We start from the raw sequence: 19,802 nt of genomic DNA on the forward strand, positions 1-19,802 counted from the left end.
CCTGATCGCATTGGCGCGGCATGGCATTGATCGGCATCAACGGCGCGCGCATCAGCAGCGCCCGCCTCTCCCCGCCGCGCCCTTTCCGCGCCGGTCGGTGGCGGCATGGCACGCCTTGGCACAATCGCGGCGCCGGTCGGGGTCCGCGGGGTCGCCCGGCAGCATCGTCCGCTGCATGTCCCCGCCGCACGACGGTACGGCCAGCACGCGCGCCTCGACCGCGACCGGCGGCTGCATCAGCGCGGTCAGGGCGAGCAACGCTGCAATCCTTCGCGGTGTCATGGCGCGCGCTCCTCTTCCTCTTCGACGAAGATGCGCAGCGCGGCGCCATCAAGATCGTCGAACTGTCCCTTGCCGAGCGACCAGAAAAAGGCCGCGAGCCCAAGCAGGCCCAGCCCCAGCGCGATCGGGATGAGCAAGGCCAGCCCGTTCACCGGATTGCCCTTTTCAGCCGCAGCGCATTGCCGACGACGATCAGCGACGATCCCGACATGGCGATCGCCGCGACGAGCGGCGTGACCAGCCCCATGAAGGCGAGCGGCACCGCGACGACATTATAGCCGATCGCGAGCAGAAAGTTCTGCCGCACCACCGCCTGCGTCCGCCGCGCCATACGGAGCGCCTGCACCACGGGCATCATCCTGTCGCCGAGGAAGATGCAATCGGCGGCATTCTTGCCGACATCGCTCGCCGACCCCGGCGCCATCGAAGCATGGCCCGCCGCGAGCGCCGGACCGTCGTTGAGCCCGTCGCCGATCATCAGCACCTTGCGCCCCCGTGCCGCCTGCCGCGCGATCGCGGCCAGCTTGTCCTGCGGGCTCATCCCCGTCTGCGCCGTCAGGCGCAGGTCGCGGGCAACCGGCGCGACGGCTTCGGCGCGGTCGCCCGACAATATCATCGCTGCGACGCCGTCCCGCTCCAGGGCATCGACCGCCTCGGCGGCGTCAGGGCGCAAAGGGTCGGCAAAGGTGATCGTCGCGACCGGGCGACCGTCGACGGCCAGTTCGGTGGCAAGCGCGTTGCCAAGATCGCTGCCCTGCGGTCGCCCCAGCGTCACGACCCGGCCGCGCCAGCGCGCCTCGATCCCGACGCCCGGCGTTTCGCGGATCGCCTCCACCCGAGCGGCCCGGACACCGCCTGCCTGAAGCTCGCGCGTCAACGCCGCGCTCAGCGGGTGGCGGCTCGCCCGCGCAAGCGCAAGGGTCAGCGAGCGCACCTCCGCGTCCAGCCGGTCGAGCCCCATCGCTTCGGGACGCCCAAGCGTCAGCGTCCCGGTCTTGTCGACGAGCGCGAGGTCGACCTCGGCCAGCCGTTCAAGTGCCGATCCGTCCTTCACGAGCACGCCTGCGCGCATCAATTCGCCCGCCGCGACGATCTGCGCCGCCGGGACGGCGAGGCCCAGCGCGCAGGGGCAGGTGATGATGAGCACCGCCGCGGCGACCAGCAGGCTTTGATGCCAGCCCGCCCCCGCGATCATCCACCCGGCGAAAGCGAGCAGAGCGAGCGCGTGGACCGCGGGGGCATAGAAGCGCGCGGCACGGTCGGCGATACGGACATGGCGCGACTTGCCCTGCGCCGCCTCGCCCATAAGCCGCGCGATGTCCGCGATCGCGGTGTCGGCTCCCGCGGCAGTGACGCGCACGCGGATCGGCGCGTCGAGATTGAGCGTGCCGGCATGGACGCGATCATCGACTTGCGCCGCAACCGGCGCGCTCTCTCCGGTCAGTAGCGACAGGTCGAACCGACTTTCGCCCGCCACAACCACCCCGTCGGCGGCCAGCCGTTCGCCCGCCGCCACCAGCATCTCCATCCCCGGTTCGAGCGCCGTCGCATCGACCCATCGGCTGTCCCCGTCGACCCCGATCACCATCGCGCCCGTCCCCATGTTGCGCAGCAGCGCCGCGACTCCGCCCCGCGCGCGGTCGCGCATCACGCTGTCGAGCCAGCGGCCGGTGAGCAGAAAGAAGAGCAGCATCACCGCGCCATCGAAATAGGCATGCGGGCCGCTCGACGCCGTCTCGTAAAGGCTCATAGCACAGACGAGCGCGACGCCGATGCTGATCGGAACGTCCATATTGGTGCCCCCGTGCCGCAGCGCGCGCCATGCCGAGCGGAAAAACGGGCGTCCGGCATAGGTGATCGTCGGCAGCGCGATCGCGGCGGACAGCCAGTGGAACAGGTCGCGCGTCGCACCCGCCGCACCCGACCAGATCGACACCGACAGCAGCATGATGTTCATCATCGCAAAGCCCGATACCGCGACCGCGCGCAGCAGCTCGCGGCTCGTTTCGGCACCGACGTCGGTTGCATCTGCACCGTTGCCCAGCGGGTGCGCCTCGAACCCCAGGGTCGAAAAGGCGCCGATGAGGTCGGGCATCCGGGCGTCGGGCGTATGCGTCAGATGCACGCGCTTTTCGGTGAAATTGACGCGTGCCGTCGCGATGCGCCTGTCGCGCACCAGCCCCTGCTCCAGCTTGGCGATGCACCCCGCGCAGCGGATGTCGGGCACCGCGAAGTCGCGTTCGATGAGCGCGGCGGAGGTCATTTTAGGTCGATCCGGTAGCGCGCCTCGTCCGTGCCCCTGGAAATCCTGATGTCGAGCCGCTGGCGCCCCTCCGCCAGCGGCTCGACCGAACGCCACCCGCCATCCTCCGCGGCGACGAAACGAAGCGCGAGAGGTGGGGTGCGCCCGAGCGGATGGCTGGCCGTCGCGCCGACGCTGAGGTCTGCGAGCGGCTCGCCATCCTTGCGAATGTCGATGCGAACGCGCCGGTCGGGGTCGCGCGTGACCGTCGGTGTCCAGCCCAGCTGGTCCTGCGCCTCTGCGCGTGCAAGCAACTTGTTGTACTGCTGGCTCGCGACATAGCTGTTCTCGACCACCTTGCCGCCAAAGGTCGACATGGCGAGGCGCGCCATCGTGAAATTGACCGCGACGACGGTGGCAAAGAAAGCCACAAGAATGGCCGTCATATGCCAGCCGGTGAACGGCTTGCGGGCCCGTTTTTCAGTCATTGTCCACTCCCCGGACGGTCGAACTGGATGATGTCGCTGTCGCCGCGCGGATCGCCGTCGAGGCCGCGCGTGCTGATCGTGAAATCCTGCCGGGCCGGGCCGGTGCCGGGCGCCGCGATGAACAACCGCACCCGCGTCACGCTGTCGGGGGCGAGGGTCAGCGAAACGGTGCGGCCGGCGCCCTCGCGCGTGCCGCCTTCGGTCCACAGCACCGCGTCGGCCAGCCCGCTCACCGACACCGCGACCCGGCGTGGTCGCGTTTCCATGTTGCGCAGCTTCAGCGTGTAGTTGTTGCGGACATGCCCATCCGAAAGCTGGACATGGAGCGGGCTGCGCTCATGCTGGACGGCGAGGTCGAGCCGCGTGCGCTGCCCCAGCGAAAAGAGCATCGCCGCACCGATCGCGCTCCATACGCCGAGGTAGATCAGCGTGCGGGGGCGGAGCAGTGTCCGCAACGCCGGCCGCGCCTGCCCGCCCGCCTTTTCGGCCGCGGCATCGTCGAGCGTGCAATAGTCGATCAGCCCGCGCGGCCGCCCGACCTGCGCCATCACGCCGTCGCACGCGTCGATGCACAGCGCACAGGTGATGCAGCCGATCTGCGGCCCTTCGCGGATGTCTATGCCGGTCGGGCACACCGCGACGCACTGGTTGCAGTCGATGCAGTCGCCGAACGCACCGGGATGCGCCATCGCCTTCTTGACGCTGCCCCGCGGTTCGCCGCGCCAGTCCTTGTACGTCACCAGCAGCGATTTTTCGTCCATCATCGCGGTCTGGATGCGCGGCCAGGGGCACATATAGATGCACACCTGCTCGCGCAGGAAGCCCCCGAGGATGAAGGTGGTCGCGGTCAGAACCGCGACCGTTCCATAGGCGATCGGCGCCGCCTGCCCCGTCCAGAAATCATGGGTCAGCGTCGGCGCGTCGGCGAAATACATGATCCACGCGCCGCCGGTCCAGAAAGCGATGGTCAGATAGATCAGATATTTGATCGTCCGCTTTGAAATCTTTTCAAAGCTCCATGGACCATTGGCCAGGCGGACTTGCGCATTGCGGTCGCCGTCGACCAGCCGGTCGACATGCTGGAACAGGTCGGTCCACACCGTCTGCGGGCAGGCATAGCCGCACCAGGCGCGCCCGACCGCGCTGGTGACGAGGAACAATCCGATCCCCGCCATGATCAGCAGGCCCGCGACATAATAAAACTCGTGCGGCCAGATTTCGATCTGGAACATATAGAAGCGCCGGTTGGCGAGGTCGACGAGCACCGCCTGGTCGGGGGCATAGGGCCCGCGGTCCCAGCGCATCCACGGCGTGCCGTAATAGATCGCCAGCGTGACCCCCATGATCGCCCATTTGAAGCGGCGGAAGGGACCGCTCACCGCTTTCGGGTAAACGCCCCGCCGCGCCGCATAAAGTGGTGCGCGAGCGCCGGACAGATCTTCAGCGCTGGCCATCGGTTCCCTGCCCGCCGGTGGCAGGAACAAGCCCCTTTTCGCCGCCACCGAGCGAATAGACATAGGCGGACAGCATCTTGATCGTCACCGGGTCGATCCGGCCGCCCCAGCGCGGCATGACGCCGTTGCGCGGCTGGTTCACGCTCGCGGTCAGGCTGGCGCGGTCGCCGCCGTAGAGCCAGATCGCATCGGTCAGTTTCGGCGCGCCGACCGCGCGGTCGCCTTCGCCTTCCGCGCCGTGACAGACGGCGCAATTCGCCTCGAACAGGGCTGCGCCGCGCGCCGAGGAGGCGCTCGCGCGCTCCTGCCCGCTGATCGTGCGGACGTGGCTGACGACATCGGCGACCTGCTGTGCATCCAGTATGCCATCGCGGCCGAATGCGGGCATCAGGCTCGTGCGCGTCGGCTGGTGATCGGGATTCCGGATGCCATGCGTGACCGTATATTCGATCGCGGCAAGGTCGCCGCCCCACAACCAGTCGTCATCGGTCAGGCTGGGATAGAGGTTTTGAACCCCGCCGCCGCCCGCGCCGTGACACTGGACGCAGTGGACGCGGAACGCCGAAGCGCCACCCTGCACGGCCGCCTGCATCAGTTCAGGTTTTCCGGGCAGAGCGGCGAGAGGGGTTGCGGCGATCGCCGACATCACCGGCGCGCGGCGCGCCGCATCGGCTGCCATTTCCTTCTGCAACTCGCCGCGGCTCGTCCAGCCGAGCAAGCCCTCCGTCGCGCTGTCGACCATCGGCCAGGCCGGATAGAGGATGACATAGGCCAGCCCCCAGACAATCGTGGCGTAAAAGGTCCACAGCCACCAGCGCGGCATCGGCGTGTCGAGTTCCTCGATCCCGTCCCATTCGTGGCCGACCGTGCGCGTGCCGGTCGCTTCGTCGATGCGCTTGTTCTCAGCCATGTTCGTCGTCCTTGAAGATCAGCTTCGCGGCGTCCTCGTTGCGGCGGCGCGCACCCCTGCGGAACGGCCAGGCGACAAGGAAGAGGAACAGCAGCGCCATGGCGAGCAGGCCCCAGCTGTCGGCGAAATGCCTGAGATCATCATAGTTCATCGCCCCGCCTCCGTTTCACCGGCGCGTTCCTGCGGCGCGGCCCTTTCGACGTCGACGAGCGTGCCGAGCATCTGGAGGTAGGCGATGAGCGCATCCATTTCGGTCACGCGCGCGGGGTCGCCGTCGAAATCGCGCACCTGCGCCTTCGGATAGCGTTGCTGAAGGTCACCGGCTCCGGCCTCGGGGTCGGCCTGCGCCCGGATGTCGTCGTTCGCCCTTTCGATATCGGCCTTGGTATAGGGGACGCCGACGCGATAGAGCGCGGTCAGGTCGTTCGCCATGTTTCCGGCCTCAAGATCACGCTCGGCCAGAAAGGCGTAGGGAGGCATGATCGATTCGGGCACGACGCTGCGCGGATCGACCAGATGCGCCTTGTGCCATTCGTCCGAGTAACGGCCGCCGACGCGCGCAAGGTCGGGTCCGGTGCGCTTCGACCCCCACTGGAACGGGTGGTCGTACATGCTTTCGGCGGCCAGGCTGTAATGGCCATAGCGTTCGACCTCGTCGCGGAACGGCCGGATCATCTGGCTGTGGCAGGTGTAGCAGCCCTCGCGCATATAGATGTTGCGCCCCGCGAGTTCGAGCGGGGTATAGGGGCGCATCCCCTCGACCTTCTCGATCGTATTGTCGATCCAGAAGAGCGGCGCGATCTCGACGATGCCGCCGATCGCGACGGTGAACAGGGCGAGCGCGCCGAGCAGCGTCACGTTGCGCTCGATCTTCTTGTGGCTGAGGCGCTTTTCGGCGGGTTGGGTGGCCATGGTCCGGGCTCCTTATTCGGCGGGCACGGGCGCGAGCGGGCGGTCCGCCGCGGCGCTGTAGGGCGTTTCGGTCATCGGCTTTTCGGCGCGCACCCGGCCGGCAAGCGTCGCCCAGACGTTGACGATCATGATGACGAAGCCGGCGAGATACATCGCCCCGCCCGCCGCGCGGATCAGATACATCGGGTGCATCGCCGCGACGCTTTCGGCGAAGCTGTAGACGAGGTAGCCGTCGGCGCCATATTCGCGCCACATCAGCCCCTGCATGATCCCCGCGACCCACATCGACGCGGCGTAGAAAACGATGCCGACGGTCGCGAGCCAGAAGTGCCAGTTGACCATGCGCAGGCTGTAAAGCCGCGGACGACCCCACAGGCGCGGCACCAGATAATAGACGCAGGCAAAGGTGATCATGCCGTTCCAGCCGAGCGCGCCCGAATGGACATGGCCGATCGTCCAGTCGGTGTAGTGCGACATCGAATTGACCCATTTGATCGACATCATCGGGCCTTCGAAGGTGCTCATGCCGTAGAAGGCGAGCGCCATCACCATCATGCGGATGATCGGGTCGGTGCGGATCTTGTCCCACGCGCCGTTGAGCGTCATCAGCCCGTTGATCATCCCGCCCCAGCTCGGCATCCACAGGATCACCGAAAAGACCATGCCGAGCGTCTGCGCCCAGTCGGGCAGCGCGGTGTAATGCAGGTGGTGCGGCCCCGCCCAGATATAGAGGAAGATGAGCGACCAGAAGTGGATGATCGACAGGCGGTAGGAATAGACCGGTCGTTCGGCCTGCTTCGGCACGAAATAATACATCATCGCGAGGAAGCCCGCGGTCAGGAAGAAACCGACCGCATTATGCCCGTACCACCACTGGGTCAGCGCATCCTGTACTCCGGCGAAGGCGGCATAGCTCTTCGAGCCGAAGAGGCTGGCGGGCATCGACAGATTGTTGACGATGTGCAGCATCGCGATGGTGACGATGAAGCTGAGGTAGAACCAGTTCGCGACATAGATGTGCGGTTCGCGGCGCTTGACGATCGTGCCCACGAAAACGGCCAGGTAAGCGACCCAGACGACGGTGAGCCAAAGGTCGACATACCATTCGGGTTCGGCATATTCCTTCGCCGCGGTGACCCCCATCAGATAGCCGGTGGCGGCGAGGACGATGAAGAGCTGATAGCCCCAGAAGACAAAGCGCGCGAGGTTCGGAAAGGCGAGCCGCGCGCGGCAGGTGCGCTGAACGACGTAAAAGCTCGTCGCGATCAGCGCATTGCCGCCGAACGCAAAGATCACCGCCGAGGTGTGGAGCGGGCGCAGCCGCCCGAAGGTCGTATATTCGAGATTGAGGTTAAGCGCGGGAAAGGCGAGCTGGAGCGCGATGAACAGCCCCGCGGCCATTCCCGCCATGCCCCAGAACAGCGTCGCGATGACACCCCAGCGCACCGGATCGTCGTCATAGACGCCTTGATCGACGGGCATCTTCAACAGGCCGCGCGCGATGGCGCCATAGTCCGCCCGTGAAATCGTAACCCAGAGCCCCGCCAGACAGGCGGCCGCGACGATCATCATATGCACGGCGAACGGCGCATCGACCGCCAGCGCCGCCATGACCAGTGCGAACAGCGCCAGCGCCAGCCAGCCGCCCGCCTTCATCACCACACCGTCCATATGTTCGTCCCCGCTTCCAGCGGCTTCGCGCCGCGCTTCGGGTCGCTCTTGGACGCGCGCGGGCGGCGAAACATTGACCGGGATCAACGAATTGCTTGCGCTCCATCAATGCGGCGGGCGGACTCCCGGCGCAGGGACCGCCTTGTCAACAACAGGAGCCAAGTTCCATGAAATGCCGATATTTCTCCCTCGCCGCCCTCGCGGTCGCGCTGGCCGTCCCGGGGCAGGCCGCTGCAAAGAGCGGCGACATCCGGTTCAAACTGCTCGCAACCTATGTGGCGCCCGATGGCAAGATTGACGATGTGAAGCTCGACCTGATCGGCCTGCCCGCAGGCACGCAGACCAAGGCCGACGACAATGTCGTCCCGACCGTCGCGATCGAATATTTCGTCGCCGACAATATCTCGCTCGAAACTATCGCGGGCGTGACTCAGCATGACGTCGTCGGCCGGGGCGGACTCGCCGGGGCGGGGCTGGTATCCGATGCGAATATCGTCCCGGCAACGCTGACGCTGAAATATCATTTCGGCAAGGAGGGCGGTATTCAGCCCTATGTCGGCGCCGGGCCCAGCTATTTCATCTTCATCGACGAGAAGCCCGGCGCGACCGCGGTGGCGCTCGGCGCGACGCGGCAGAAGATGAACGATACGCTCGGCTTTGCGCTTCAGGCGGGAATCGACGTGCCGGTCAACGACAGGGGGCTGGCGGTCACGTTCGACGCGAAGCGTTATTTCCTGCGCCCCACCGCGCGCTGGTTCGCCGGGCCGACCGAGGTGCTGCGCACCCGGCACAAGCTCGATCCCTGGGTCGTCAGCGCAGGGGCGGCCTTCCGCTTCTGAACGGCGGTTTTATCCCGCCATATCCTCCATCGCCGCGCGATCGTGGATGACGATCTCGCGGCGCGAGGGGAGGTCGAGCACGCCGTCGGCGCGCATTTTCGTAAGCTGACGGCTCGTCGTCTCGATCGTCAGTCCCAGTATATCGGCGATCTGCTGGCGACCGAAGGGCAGCTCGAAGGCGCCGCGGTTCAGGCCGACGCCGCACCCCTGCCCCTCCAGCCGCTCGGACATTTCGAGCAGGAAGGACGCGACCTTTTCCGACGCCGACTTGCGCCCGAGCAGCATCATCCAGTGCCGCGCGCGGTCGAGCTCGTCGAGCGTGCGGCGGAGCAATTTCTGCTGAAGATCGGGGTGGCTACCGGCAAACTCGTCGAAATTGTTGCGGTTGAAGATGCAGACTTCGGCGTCGGTCATCGCGGTGACGCTGTAGGGACTTTCCTTGCCGAACGGACGGCCGATGAAATCGGACGGAAAGACGACGCCGACAATCTGCTCGCGCCCGTCGGCGGTCGACACGACAAGCTTGAGCACGCCTTCGAGCACATTGGCGACCACTGGCGCGCCATCGCCCTCCCACAGGAGCGTCTGCCCCGCGCGCACCTTCTGCTTGCGGCCCATCCTGCCCAGCGCGGCCAGTTCCGCGGGGTTCAGGCTCGCGCAGATGGCGCGGTTTCGAACAATACAGGTCGCACAATCGGCCACCGCGCCCCCCTACAGGAAGGCTGCGGCTTTGGAAAGCGTCGCGAATCGAAACCCTGGCCCCTGTTTCAGCGGGATTGCTCCGCGAGAGGGACGCAGCGTGCGGATGGCAGCTGAGCAGCGGAAGCGCGAAAAGCCAGCATTACAGGCCGCCAGGGCGGAGGTCGATACAGCCTAGGGTCAGGACCCTAGTGCACAAGCAGCAACGGCGCGGGCGCCACGTCGAGCATGAAGCGCGTCACGCCGCCGAACAGCGTTTCGCGCAGCCGCGTCCGGCCAAAGGCCCCCATGACGATCAGCCCGGCGCCGATTTCGCCCGCCACGCGCACCAGCACCTCTTCGGGCGCGTCCATTCCCTTCGCCTCATGGCGCAGTTCGCCATGGACGCCGTGCCGCGACATATAGCGCAGCGCATCCTCCGCCGCGACGCGGCCATCGTCGTCGCCGACCGTCACCAGCGTGACGGCGCGGGCGTCGCGCATCAGCGCCACGCCCGCACGCAGCGCGCTCGCCGCCTGCGGACTGCCGTTCCACGCCACCATCATCGGCGCATCGAGGTCGATCGGCGACGCCTCGGCGGGCAGCGCGAGGACGGGTATCGGCACCGTAAGCGCCAGGTCGGCGGCGATGGTCGATGCGCGCCGCCCCCGCTGATCGGCCGCGCCAAGCGAGACGATGGCGAGATCGGCCAGCGTCGCGGCAAGCGCCATCGTCGACAGCGCTGCGCCATCCGCCACGGCGATGTCCCACGGCACATCCTCGCGCTCGAGTTCGGCGCGCAACCGTTTTTCCAGCTCGGCATCGGCGATCTGGGCCTGCGCCAGCTGTTCCTTCGCCAGATAGACGCCGCCAAAGGGATCGGCGGCGATAAACTGCTGATAGGGCGAGCTGATCAGAAAGCTGAGGTGTGCGCCAAAGCGGCGGCCGATCGTCAGCGCGCTTTCGATCCGCGTTGCCATGCCCATGTCGTCGGCGGCATGAATCAGGATATTCTTCATCGTCCGGTCTCCTGTTGGGGGACGAGAATGGATGCGTTGCCAGACCATATCATTGATTCGCATCAAATCGAAGGCGGCGTCCGGAACCGGGGCCGGCCGACGGGTTCCGGCATTTCGCTGACCACGAGTCAGGAAACGTCGACCGCGTCGTTCCACCGCAGATATTGCCCGCGAAAGTGAATCCCGACGAGGCGGCCGCTCCGGACATCAATCACCGGCGACCCCGAATTGCCGCCGAGCGTCGAACTGTCGTGCCGCAGCAGATAATTGACCGTATCGCGCAGCATGATCCGCCCCGGCTGCACGCGCTTCACATTATAGATGCCGCGAAAGATGCGATCCATCACCGCGGCGTCGTTGCGCCGCGAGTCATAGGCGGGATAGCCGATGACCACGACATCGCGCGCCGCGGTCAGGTTGGAAAGCCCGGTCGGGATCGGACTGGGACAGAGGCCGGGCCGCATTTGCAGGATCGCAATGTCGAAGCGGTCATGGACCCCCCAGATGCCCGCCACCGGCACGTCCGCGACCGCGGTGCTGCCGATTTCCTGCCGAAAGTCGGCGCGCACCGCGATGCCCTCGTGGATCCGCCAGCCGCGGCCCGGCTCATGTGATGCAAACTCCTGCACGACATGGCGGTTGGTCGCAACCAGGTCGGGCGCGACGACAAAGCCCGTGCCGACCCAGTCGAGCGCGATGGCGCCCTCGGTCTCGATCCGGCACGTCCGCGCGATCGCATGGTCGATCCCCGCGCGATGGGCTTCAAGGTGCCGCCATTCCTCCGGTGGCGGCAGGAAAGTGCCGTCCTGCACCAGCAGCGCGGGGCGCAATTCGGTGTGAACGATGGCCTCCAGCGTATCGACCTCGCCCGGCGACAGCGCAGCGGGCGGCAGGTCGGGCGACAGACGCCGGGTCAACGCGACCAGTTCGTCTTCCGCAATGCCGGTGGCGCCGACCGACTCCTGCGCCTGCGACACTTCGCGCCGTCCGATCGCCCGGCCATGCTGCAACCAGCGGGGCCGGTCACGCCGGACGAGATCGAGCAGACAGCGGGAACGATCGTCATTTCGCATCACATATCCCCCGGTTCGAGCGGCGCGAGCAGCTCCGGCCATGTCGCGGCGGGCGCGAACCGCGCGCCGAGCCACGGTCGCACGCTCGGCGGACAGCGCCCCGCTTCGATCATCGCCGCTTCCTGCGCGCCGAGCGCACGGCGAAACCCGCCAAGGTCGACCAGGGACCCGCCCTCGGCGGGGTGGATCAGCGCGAGCAGGTCGGGCCGCAGATGCTCGCCGCCCGCCACATCGGGGGGCAGGTCACGAAACGGGCGCCAGTCGAGCAGCGCCGCGCCGCGTTCTTCGGCGCTCAGCGGACAGGCGGGAAGCGGCGGAGCCAGCGGCCGCCGGTCGATGACCGGCACCGCCATCGCATCGCGCATCCAGTGGAGCAGGCCAAGCGAGGCATGGATCGACCCGGCCGAGCCGTTCGTCGCGCGATGCCGGACACCCCGGTCCAGCCACAATAGATCGCCGGGCGCCAGCGGAATGTCGATGGCGCCCGCGTCCCGCTCGACCGCAAAGATTTTGGTGCCCGCGAGTTGCAGGACCAGCACGTCGTGCGGGTCGCGGTGCCACGCGAGTCCCGGCGCGTCCGGCGCGCCCGCATAGGCGTTGACCTGCGCGGGTCGGCGCGTCGCGCCCTCAAACGCGCGCGCCAGCCGGTGCCAGTGAAAATCGAGGCCGTCGATTTTCTGGAACACCACCGTGCCGTCGCTGTCGATCGTATCGGCGACACGGTTCGGATCGACGATCGCTTTCCCCAGATCGCGCGCGGTGACCGTGCCCGCGCGGCTGTCGAACGCGCGTATCTCGTCGCGGCCGGGCCACGGCCGCAGGGTGGCCGCCAGCCGCATCGCGAGAGCGCGCGGCGTCCCTGCCCACCCCGCGCCGCGACCGCGCAGCAAACGCACGCCCGCGGCAAGCGCCGACGACGACGCCAGTGCATCGAGCAGCGGGGCGACGGCATGCGCATCGCCACCGCAAAGCAGGCGGGCCCGATCCGCGACGGGCGATGGCGCGGTCTCAAGCATCGGGGGCGATCCTCTCCATCGCGCGCACCACCCATCCGCCCGCCGCGGCGATGTCGCCCGGCGTCAGGTTGGCGAAAGCAAAGCCGCGCGCCAGCACCCCGCGCGGCGGCGGTGCGGCGCCCCCGCGCGCCGCGACAGGCCATTCGGCAAGTGAAAGTTCGGCGAGCGGCCCCAACAGATCCGCGCCGTGCAGCCCGGCACCCGGCAGCACGCGCCCCTGTGCGATCAGCCAGCCAAGCGCCGCCTCGCGCCGCGCCGCGCGCAGCGCCGCGGCGATTCGAGGCCGCGCCGCCGCGCCGGCCGCGACGATCCGGCCACGTGCGTCGGCGATCAGCACCAGCGCGACCGGCACCGGTGCCGCAAGACGAAACCCGGATGCTTCGACCTTGCCGACGCGCATCGCGCCCAGCGCCTGCGCCTGCGCGCCGCGCGCCAGCGCGTCGATCGCTCGTCGTTCGATCATCTCGTACGCCGCAGCGCGCAGCGCCCGCGCGCGTTCGAACGCAAAGCCAAGCCCCGTCGAGGATGCAGGCAACACCGGCCTTCCGTCGCGATGGAAGGGCAGCCACGCCGCCGCCGCCGGCGCATCGCCGCACGGGATGCCGCGCCAGTCGGTGAGCGCGACGCGCTCGCTGCCACCCGGCGGCACGAGCGCGGCGCCATAGCGTTCGAGCATCTCGCCGGTCGCGCGTGCCACCGCGTCGCAGCGCCGCGATCCGGTGCCAAGGCCCAGCGCGACATCGGCGGCGGCGCCCAGTGCGCGCACGTCGCACCCCTTGGCGACCGCCACCCATTGCCGGACCTCGGCGAAATAGCGCGTCGACAGCTCGGCAAGCGGCCCCGCGCCGGGACCGAGCAGCCGCTTGCGCCGCTCGCCGGGCGGCAGCGTCTGGCAGGCACATCCCGGCAGCGCGAGCAACGCGCGACGCGGCGCGGCGGCCGCGCCGAGCGAGGCGCGGCGCGCGTCGGCGCAGGCGTGGCAGGCGACCACGGCGGCGCTCACGCCCGCTGCCTTTCGGCGCCTGCAAGCGTCTCGAAATGATCGAAGACCGGCGCCAGCCCGCAACAGCGCCCCGCCGCGCCGCGCCGCGCCGCAATGTGGCTTTCGTGCGGGCACCAGCCTTTGCAATGGCCGTACCAGCGGCACGTCCGCAGCCGCAGCCAGCGTTCCGCCTCGCGCTGCTTCAGCGCGGTCATCTCCGCGCTTGCACGGATGTCGGCGAAGCTGCGTTCGGCCAGATTGCCGAGCGCGTGGTCCGCCGACCCCAGAAACTTGTCGCAGTGGCGCACCGTGCCGTCGGGCTCGATCCCGAAATAACCGCCAAGGCAGGGACCATTGAGTTCGCAGAAACCCGTCGCCTGCCGCTGCCACGCGGCGTGCAGCGCGTCGATCTCGCGGACATCGAAACGCAGGTCGGGGCGCGTGCGGAGCAGGTCGAACAGGCGGATCAGGAAATCGGCGAAGGCGGCGGGCGGCAGATAGGGTCCCTCGCCCGTACCCGCATCGGGCCGCACTGGCAGGAACCCTGCTGCATGGATGCCCGCGTCGACCAACTCGCCGACCAGCTTCTCGACCGGGCAGGCGGCAACCTCCGGTGTCACGACGATCAGCACGCCGGCGAACACCCCCGCCTCGCGCAGCCGGGCGATCCCGTCGATCACCGCATCGAACGACGCGCTGCCGCGTGCCGTGCGCCGCTGGCGGTCGTGGATGGCGCGCGGGCCGTCGAGGCTGACACTGACCTTGAAATCGAACAGCCGCCACAGCGCGACCACCGGGTCGGGCAGCGCGGCGGCATTGGTCTGGATCGAATTGGTAAAATCCTGCCCCGGTCGCCGCAGCCGCGCCTGCAACCACAGAAAGCCCAGCATCCTGCGCACACCGAGCAGACTCGGTTCGCCGCCGTGCCAAATGAAGCGCGCCGTCGCGACCGACCGGTCTTCGGCGACACGGCGCACCATCAACGCCTGCGTCGCGGCGGTCATCCGGTTGCCCGGCCCTTCGCGCCAGTCGGTGCAATAGGTGCAGCGCAAATTGCAATGGCGCGTCAGCTTCGCGATCAGCACCAGACTGCCGAGACCGGTCGGCGGCGCGGCGCGATCGGCTGGTTCGGCCGCCGCAAAGGCCGGGTCGGTCAAGCCGAGCGCCGCTGCGGGAACCATCGCCAGTCCGCTGGCGGGTGCCGCGCCGAGGTGGATCAGCTGATCGAACGCCCGCGCCTCGGCGGACGCCAGCCGCGTGCGCAGGCGCCGCTGCGTCTCCCCCAGCGCCGCAAGCGCCGCCGCGCCGTCGCATCCCGCCGGACGCAAGGCGGGCTTTGCGCGCAGGGCCTGCCGCACATCGGCGGGCAGCCCGTCCGTCGGCGCGGCTTCCAGCGGCACCGACGCGCCGGTTCGCAGCAAGGACAGAAGCGCGCGCGCGCGCGTTAGCAGCAGCACCGCGACGGCATCCTCCTCCGGCCGCAGCGTGGTCGCCAGCCGTTCGGCGGTATCGCCGTCGATCCCCGCTGTGGCGGTCTCGATTGCGGCGACGCTCATCGCCGTCGCGCCGGCAACGGCAGCGACAGGTGCAGCCCGCCTTCGCTCGCGATCAGCCCTTCGTGGCTCAGCAGGCGCAGCGATCGTTCGACGCGCTGGAGCGGTTCGTCGATCATCTCGGCGACGCGCCCGGCGCTCAGCGGCTTTTCGAGCAGCGCCTGGAATATGCTGGCGTCGCGTCCGGTCAGCCGCGTCAGCCGCGGTTCGGGCGCGTGGCGGCTGTCCTCGACGGTGACGACGCCGGGCGACGAGAAATAGCGCAGTTGGGGGCGCCAGTCGCGCATCCACGCTTCCTTCCACACCCCGATCGCCTCGGCCATGCCGTCGAAGTCGCTGTCGGACAGCGTATTTTCCAGCTCATATTCAAAGAAATAGGCGATCGCTTCCTTGTCGATCCGCGTCGGCACGATGAAGTCGAGCGAGCGTTCGGGCTTGCGGCGTATCTTGGGAAAGCTCGCTTCGTCCTTGAACAAGGGGCTATAGCGTTCCAGCCACACGCGCAGCCCCGCCGACGGCGGCTGCAAATGGTGCAGATGCTGGAACAAATCCACCTGTTCGGCATAAAATTCGGCTTTTTCGCCCGGAAATCCCCACAACACATTCCAGCTCACCGCGACGCCATAATGGGCCGACCAGCGTAGCAGGTTCACATTGTCCAGCCCGCGCACGCCCTTGCGCATCAGCTTGAGCACCGGGGTCGACAGGCTTTCGATTCCCGGCTGGATCGTGCGGATTCCCGCGTCCGCCATGTCGCGGATCTCGTCGGGCTTCAGGTTCGACTTGACCTCATAAAAAATGTCATAGGTCGCGTCGCTGGCCGCCAGCCTGGGAAGCAGCGCCTCGCGGTAGCCGCGATCGACGATGTTATCGACAGCCTCGAAATGATAACTCCGATATCTTTCGGCGAGTTCGGCCAGCTCGTCCCAAACCCGCTCGGGCGACTTTGAGCGGAACTTCATCGTCAGCGCGTTGAGCCCGCAAAAGACGCAGTGGCTATGCTCGCCCCACCAGCACCCGCGCGCGCTTTCAAAGGGGATACGGACATCGTTGCGCAGCCCGATCTGAACGAGGCCAAGATATTCGGCGCGGTCGAAATATTCGCCATAGTCGGGTGTCGGATTGCGATCGAGCGCCGTGATCATCCTTGCGGGCTTGTTCTGCCGCACCGCACCGTCGGCGTCGCGCCAGCTCAGCCCGGTGACGCGGTCCATTCCTTCCCCTGCGTCGATGGCGCGGAGAAGCGCCGGAAAGCTGTCGTCGGCTTCGCCGCTCAACACCAGTTCGACCTCGGGCACATGCGCGATCCATTCGGCCGCCATGTCGCGTTCGAAATTGGCGCCGCCGAACAGGAAGCGGGCGTGCGGCAGCATCGCCCGCAGCCGCCGGGCGATCGCGATCGCGGCGGCGGTCTGCTGAAAGGTCGAGGTGAAGCCGACGACCGTGGGGTTCGATCGCGCGATCTCCTCGGCAGCCAGCCGGACGAAACGCGGCACGACGTCGCGCCGGACGACCAACAGCTGCCCGGCATCCTTGAGGTCGAAGGCGGCGAGCAGGGCACGTCCGTCGGGGTCGGGTGCGGCCGAGCCAAAGGCTTCGACCGAAAACAACCAGTCGCCCACTGCAACGCCGCGATCATTGGCGATAGTTTCGTAAAATTCGCTGCCGATCATCACCGCGAAATCGAGGAACAAATGATGTGTGCGCGCGCTCCAGCCACATTGGCGCGCGATCGCGGCGAGCAGGCCGACCTGGATCGAGGGGCGGCGAAAGGAGTTGAAGGGTGCGGCGACCAGCGCGATCGAATGTCCCGATCGCGCCGACGCCGCTTCCTTCGTTTCGGGCGCAGCCTCCTCCGCGGCGACCGCGCGGTGGCGCGGCCTCTTGACGGGGGCATTCATGTCGAACCTTTCGGTTTAGCGCCCGAAACCTCCGGGCAGGCCGCCCAGCGGTCCCGGATTGACGACGGCGCCGCCGAAGGCGGGGTTCGTGCGCCATCCGCCAAGCTGGTCGGTCGCGAGATCCTTCGACCAATCGACCCCGACGCAGGCAACGCCAACGCCCACTCCGACCGAATCCATCACGTCGCCTCCCGGCGAAAGAATGCTGCCGAGTCGGCCCTGCTCGACCCTGGTAAGCCCCTGGAATGCGTCGGACAGCTTGACGTCGCGGATCCGCGCCGCGTTGGCGACCTTGATCGTGCGGATATTCTCGATCGACGGCCCTTCGGTCGCCAGCACCTGCTGGAAATGGTGCGCGGCCGCCCCCAATATGCCCAGAAAATAGAGCCGCTGTCGGTCGGTCAGGCGGCTGTCGAGGTCTTCCAGCGCATCGCCGATCTTGTCGAGTTCCTCGCCGGTGAGCTCGATCGTTGTCGACGGTGCGGACATTCCGCCCGCTCCGTGAAGCGCTTCGAGTATCTGCTTGATCTGCGCCTCGATCGCGTCGAGGCGCGCTGCCACCGAAGTGGATGTTTTTGACTCTGCCACGTGTCGTCTCCTGCAAGCAACGGACGCGACCCAGGCATTTTTTGTTTTGCTAACAATCGGTAATAAAGATTGCTTCCGGGTTTCCGGACATGGTTAATCGGTCCTTGCCCCTGCCCGGCGCCTCGCCCGCATCGCAACCCGGTCACGCCCCGGCGTTGAATTGGGCGACGAGGTCGAAGCGGTCGCCGCGGAACAACTGCCTGACGTGGGTGACAATCCGCCCCGCGCGCCAGGTGGTGCGGTCGAGTTCGAGACAGGCGGCGCACGTCCCGACACCCAATTGCGCCGCCTCCGCCCGCGTCGGCGTCACCGCGCGGATCACATGCCGCGCCTCGGTCCACGGAATATGGCCAAGCAGCCAGGTGCCAGGCGCCTCCGACCGAAAATCGGCACTCGCTGCGTCGGGCACTTCGCCGAGCGCGATGAAGCGCGCTTCGAGCGCGAAGGGCTCCCCCGCCGCAAAATGCACGCCCTCGACGTATAGCGCGGGGGCGGGGCACAGCGCGGCGCCCTCCGCTTCGGTGCGCGTTGCTTTCAGCGTCCAGCCATAGGCCTCGCCCCGTGCGGCGATCAGTTCGGCGAGGTCGGGCACCGTCATCACCGCCGAATGGACCGGCGGATGCGCGACGAACGTCCCCGCCTTGCGACGGCGCTCAATCAGCCCGGCGGCGGCGAGCTCGCCAAGCGCCTTGCTCACCGTCGCGCGCGCGCAGCCATAGTGCGCGGCAAGGTCCTGCTCGATCGGCACACGGTCGCCGGGGCGCCATTCGCCCGCGCGGATCGCGGCGGCGATTTCATCGCGGATGCGCCGCGCGGGGTTCATGCAAGCAGCCGGTCGAGGCAGGCGCGATAGGCGGCGGCGACAGCGTCCGCCGCGACATGGCGCCCGCTTTCGACGCGCTTTTCGCCCGCGCGCCAGACGCAATCGATCGCCCCGCCACGCGCCGCGAAAATCCAGCGGTCGAGCAGGGTCGCATCATCGGTCCCGGCAAAGCAGGGATGTTCAAGGTCGAGCGACATGATGTCGGCGGGATGACCGACGGCAAGCCCCGCGGACACGCCGAGCGCCCGAGCGCCGCCGTCGACCGCGCGGCCGAACAGGTTGGCGCCGACGAAGGGCGCGGCTTCATCCGCAAGCAGCGCCCGCGCACGCTGCGCCAGCCGCTGCGAATATTCGAGCGCGCGCAGTTCGCCCGCGGCGTCGATCAGGATATTGCTGTCGGTGCCGACGCCGAAGCGGCCACCGGCGGTCAGATAGTCGACCGCCGGAAAAATGCCGTCGCCCAGATTGGCTTCGGTGATAGGGCAGAGCCCCGCCACCGCGCCACTGGCAGCGAGGCGCACGGCTTCGCCTTCGTCGAGATGTGTCGAATGGATCAGGCACCAGCGATCATCGACCGCGGCATTGCCCAGCAGCCATTCGACCGGTCGCGCGCCGCTCCATGCGACACAATCGGCAACCTCCTTCACCTGTTCGGCGGCATGGATATGGACGGGCCCGGTCGGCGACAGCGCCAGCACCGCCGCCAGTTCGTCGGGCGTCACGGCGCGGAGCGAATGCGGAGCGACACCGATATTGGCGTCGCCGGACAGCTTCGCGCGCGCCGCGTCGAGCAGCGTGGCAAAGCCGTCGATGTCATTGAGGAAACGCCGCTGCCCCGCGCTCGGCGGCGCCGCGCCGAAATCGCCGTGCGCGTAAAAGACGGGCAGCAAGGTCAGACCGATGCCCGTCGCCGCGCCCGCCTCGGCGATCGCACCCGTCATTTCGGCCGGATCGGCGTAGCGCGCGCCCGCGGGATCGTGGTGGAGATAATGGAACTCGCCGACGCGCGTAAAGCCGCCCTCGAGCATCTCGACATAGGCCTGCGCCGTGATCGCGGCGACATCGTCGGGGGTCAGCCGGTCGAGGAAGCGGTACATGATCTCGCGCCAGCTCCAGAAATTGTCGTCGGGCCGGCTGCGGCGTTCGGACAATCCCGCCATGCCGCGCTGAAAGCCGTGGCTGTGGACGTTGCAGAGACCGGGCAAGCCGACACGATGGCGCTCATCCCCGGCGTTCGCGGCAACGCCGGTTTCGATCGCAGCGATCCGCCCGTCGGCGATGCGCAGCCGCGCGGCCCTTTCCCAGCGATTGCCGATCCACGCGCGTTCGAACCAGAGCGAAGCCATCATCCGTCCCCATATTATGTCTAGA

20 protein-coding genes are annotated in these 19,802 nt (G+C 68.0%); 1 reads left to right on the top strand and 19 read right to left on the bottom strand.

Annotated elements, in window-relative coordinates:
• Nucleotides 1-51: 51 nt before the first annotated feature.
• The 9 genes from SALA_RS08485 to ccoN are packed head-to-tail and all read right to left on the bottom strand — an operon-like array spanning nucleotide 52 to nucleotide 7,959.
• The gene (locus SALA_RS08485; protein WP_153802666.1) at nucleotides 52-282 is read right to left on the bottom strand and encodes a hypothetical protein; all 231 of its coding nucleotides are present in this window, start codon (nucleotides 280-282) and stop codon (nucleotides 52-54) included.
• Nucleotides 279-434, bottom strand: a complete 156-nt coding sequence (gene ccoS, locus SALA_RS08490; RefSeq protein WP_011541962.1) for a cbb3-type cytochrome oxidase assembly protein CcoS — start codon at nucleotides 432-434, stop codon at nucleotides 279-281. The genes SALA_RS08485 and ccoS overlap by 4 nt, the downstream gene beginning before the upstream one ends.
• Entirely contained in the window at nucleotides 431-2,545 is a 2,115-nt protein-coding gene (locus tag SALA_RS08495) for a heavy metal translocating P-type ATPase (RefSeq protein ID WP_041383199.1), read from the bottom strand. Before SALA_RS08495 ends, ccoS begins: the two co-directional genes overlap by 4 nt.
• Nucleotides 2,542-3,012 (bottom strand): FixH family protein, encoded by a 471-nt coding sequence (locus SALA_RS08500; RefSeq protein ID WP_011541964.1) that lies wholly within the window; start codon nucleotides 3,010-3,012, stop codon nucleotides 2,542-2,544. The genes SALA_RS08495 and SALA_RS08500 overlap by 4 nt, the downstream gene beginning before the upstream one ends.
• Nucleotides 3,009-4,466: a cytochrome c oxidase accessory protein CcoG gene (gene ccoG, locus SALA_RS08505; RefSeq protein ID WP_011541965.1), complete on the bottom strand. Its 1,458-nt coding sequence runs from the start codon at nucleotides 4,464-4,466 to the stop codon at nucleotides 3,009-3,011. Before ccoG ends, SALA_RS08500 begins: the two co-directional genes overlap by 4 nt.
• Nucleotides 4,453-5,376, bottom strand: a complete 924-nt coding sequence (ccoP, locus tag SALA_RS08510) for a cytochrome-c oxidase, cbb3-type subunit III (RefSeq protein WP_011541966.1) — start codon at nucleotides 5,374-5,376, stop codon at nucleotides 4,453-4,455. The genes ccoG and ccoP overlap by 14 nt, the downstream gene beginning before the upstream one ends.
• Entirely contained in the window at nucleotides 5,369-5,527 is a 159-nt protein-coding gene (locus SALA_RS08515; RefSeq protein WP_011541967.1) for a cbb3-type cytochrome c oxidase subunit 3, read from the bottom strand. Before SALA_RS08515 ends, ccoP begins: the two co-directional genes overlap by 8 nt.
• Entirely contained in the window at nucleotides 5,524-6,288 is a 765-nt protein-coding gene (gene ccoO / locus SALA_RS08520; RefSeq protein WP_011541968.1) for a cytochrome-c oxidase, cbb3-type subunit II, read from the bottom strand. The genes SALA_RS08515 and ccoO overlap by 4 nt, the downstream gene beginning before the upstream one ends.
• Nucleotides 6,289-6,300: 12 nt before the next feature.
• Nucleotides 6,301-7,959: a cytochrome-c oxidase, cbb3-type subunit I gene (gene ccoN / locus SALA_RS08525; RefSeq protein ID WP_011541969.1), complete on the bottom strand. Its 1,659-nt coding sequence runs from the start codon at nucleotides 7,957-7,959 to the stop codon at nucleotides 6,301-6,303.
• 167 nt (nucleotides 7,960-8,126) lie between these two features.
• On the opposite strand from ccoN, the gene SALA_RS08530 reads away from it, so the two are divergent.
• A complete protein-coding gene (locus SALA_RS08530; RefSeq protein ID WP_011541970.1) occupies nucleotides 8,127-8,798 on the top strand; it encodes an OmpW/AlkL family protein in 672 nt (223 codons plus the stop codon).
• Between the two features lie 9 nt (nucleotides 8,799-8,807).
• On the opposite strand, the gene SALA_RS08535 is transcribed toward SALA_RS08530, so the two are convergent.
• The 10 genes from SALA_RS08535 to SALA_RS08585 form a co-directional block, all read right to left on the bottom strand.
• Nucleotides 8,808-9,500, bottom strand: coding sequence for a Crp/Fnr family transcriptional regulator (locus SALA_RS08535; RefSeq protein ID WP_011541971.1), 693 nt, complete (start codon nucleotides 9,498-9,500; stop codon nucleotides 8,808-8,810).
• 185 nt (nucleotides 9,501-9,685) lie between these two features.
• Nucleotides 9,686-10,495, bottom strand: a complete 810-nt coding sequence (locus tag SALA_RS08540) for a universal stress protein (protein WP_011541972.1) — start codon at nucleotides 10,493-10,495, stop codon at nucleotides 9,686-9,688.
• A 128-nt stretch (nucleotides 10,496-10,623) separates the two neighbouring features.
• Complete coding sequence (locus tag SALA_RS08545; protein WP_011541973.1) at nucleotides 10,624-11,568, bottom strand: trypsin-like serine peptidase; 945 nt, start codon at nucleotides 11,566-11,568, stop codon at nucleotides 10,624-10,626.
• Nucleotides 11,568-12,584: a JmjC domain-containing protein gene (locus tag SALA_RS08550; protein ID WP_049754611.1), complete on the bottom strand. Its 1,017-nt coding sequence runs from the start codon at nucleotides 12,582-12,584 to the stop codon at nucleotides 11,568-11,570. Before SALA_RS08550 ends, SALA_RS08545 begins: the two co-directional genes overlap by 1 nt.
• Nucleotides 12,577-13,587, bottom strand: coding sequence for a hypothetical protein (locus SALA_RS08560; protein ID WP_041383202.1), 1,011 nt, complete (start codon nucleotides 13,585-13,587; stop codon nucleotides 12,577-12,579). Before SALA_RS08560 ends, SALA_RS08550 begins: the two co-directional genes overlap by 8 nt.
• Nucleotides 13,584-15,122 (bottom strand): radical SAM/SPASM domain-containing protein, encoded by a 1,539-nt coding sequence (locus SALA_RS08565; RefSeq protein ID WP_041383203.1) that lies wholly within the window; start codon nucleotides 15,120-15,122, stop codon nucleotides 13,584-13,586. Before SALA_RS08565 ends, SALA_RS08560 begins: the two co-directional genes overlap by 4 nt.
• Nucleotides 15,119-17,020, bottom strand: a complete 1,902-nt coding sequence (locus tag SALA_RS08570) for a RiPP maturation radical SAM C-methyltransferase (protein ID WP_011541977.1) — start codon at nucleotides 17,018-17,020, stop codon at nucleotides 15,119-15,121. The genes SALA_RS08565 and SALA_RS08570 overlap by 4 nt, the downstream gene beginning before the upstream one ends.
• Nucleotides 17,021-17,035: 15 nt before the next feature.
• A complete protein-coding gene (locus SALA_RS08575; RefSeq protein WP_011541978.1) occupies nucleotides 17,036-17,608 on the bottom strand; it encodes a hypothetical protein in 573 nt (190 codons plus the stop codon).
• A 142-nt stretch (nucleotides 17,609-17,750) separates the two neighbouring features.
• Nucleotides 17,751-18,431 carry a UTRA domain-containing protein gene (locus tag SALA_RS08580; RefSeq protein ID WP_011541979.1) on the bottom strand — a complete coding sequence of 227 codons (681 nt, stop codon included), beginning with the start codon at nucleotides 18,429-18,431 and terminating at the stop codon, nucleotides 17,751-17,753.
• Nucleotides 18,428-19,777, bottom strand: a complete 1,350-nt coding sequence (locus SALA_RS08585) for a formimidoylglutamate deiminase (protein WP_011541980.1) — start codon at nucleotides 19,775-19,777, stop codon at nucleotides 18,428-18,430. Before SALA_RS08585 ends, SALA_RS08580 begins: the two co-directional genes overlap by 4 nt.
• Nucleotides 19,778-19,802: the final 25 nt, after the last annotated feature.

Origin of the sequence: Sphingopyxis alaskensis RB2256, assembly GCF_000013985.1 — a bacterium.
Classification (GTDB): Bacteria; Pseudomonadota; Alphaproteobacteria; order Sphingomonadales; family Sphingomonadaceae; genus Sphingopyxis; species Sphingopyxis alaskensis.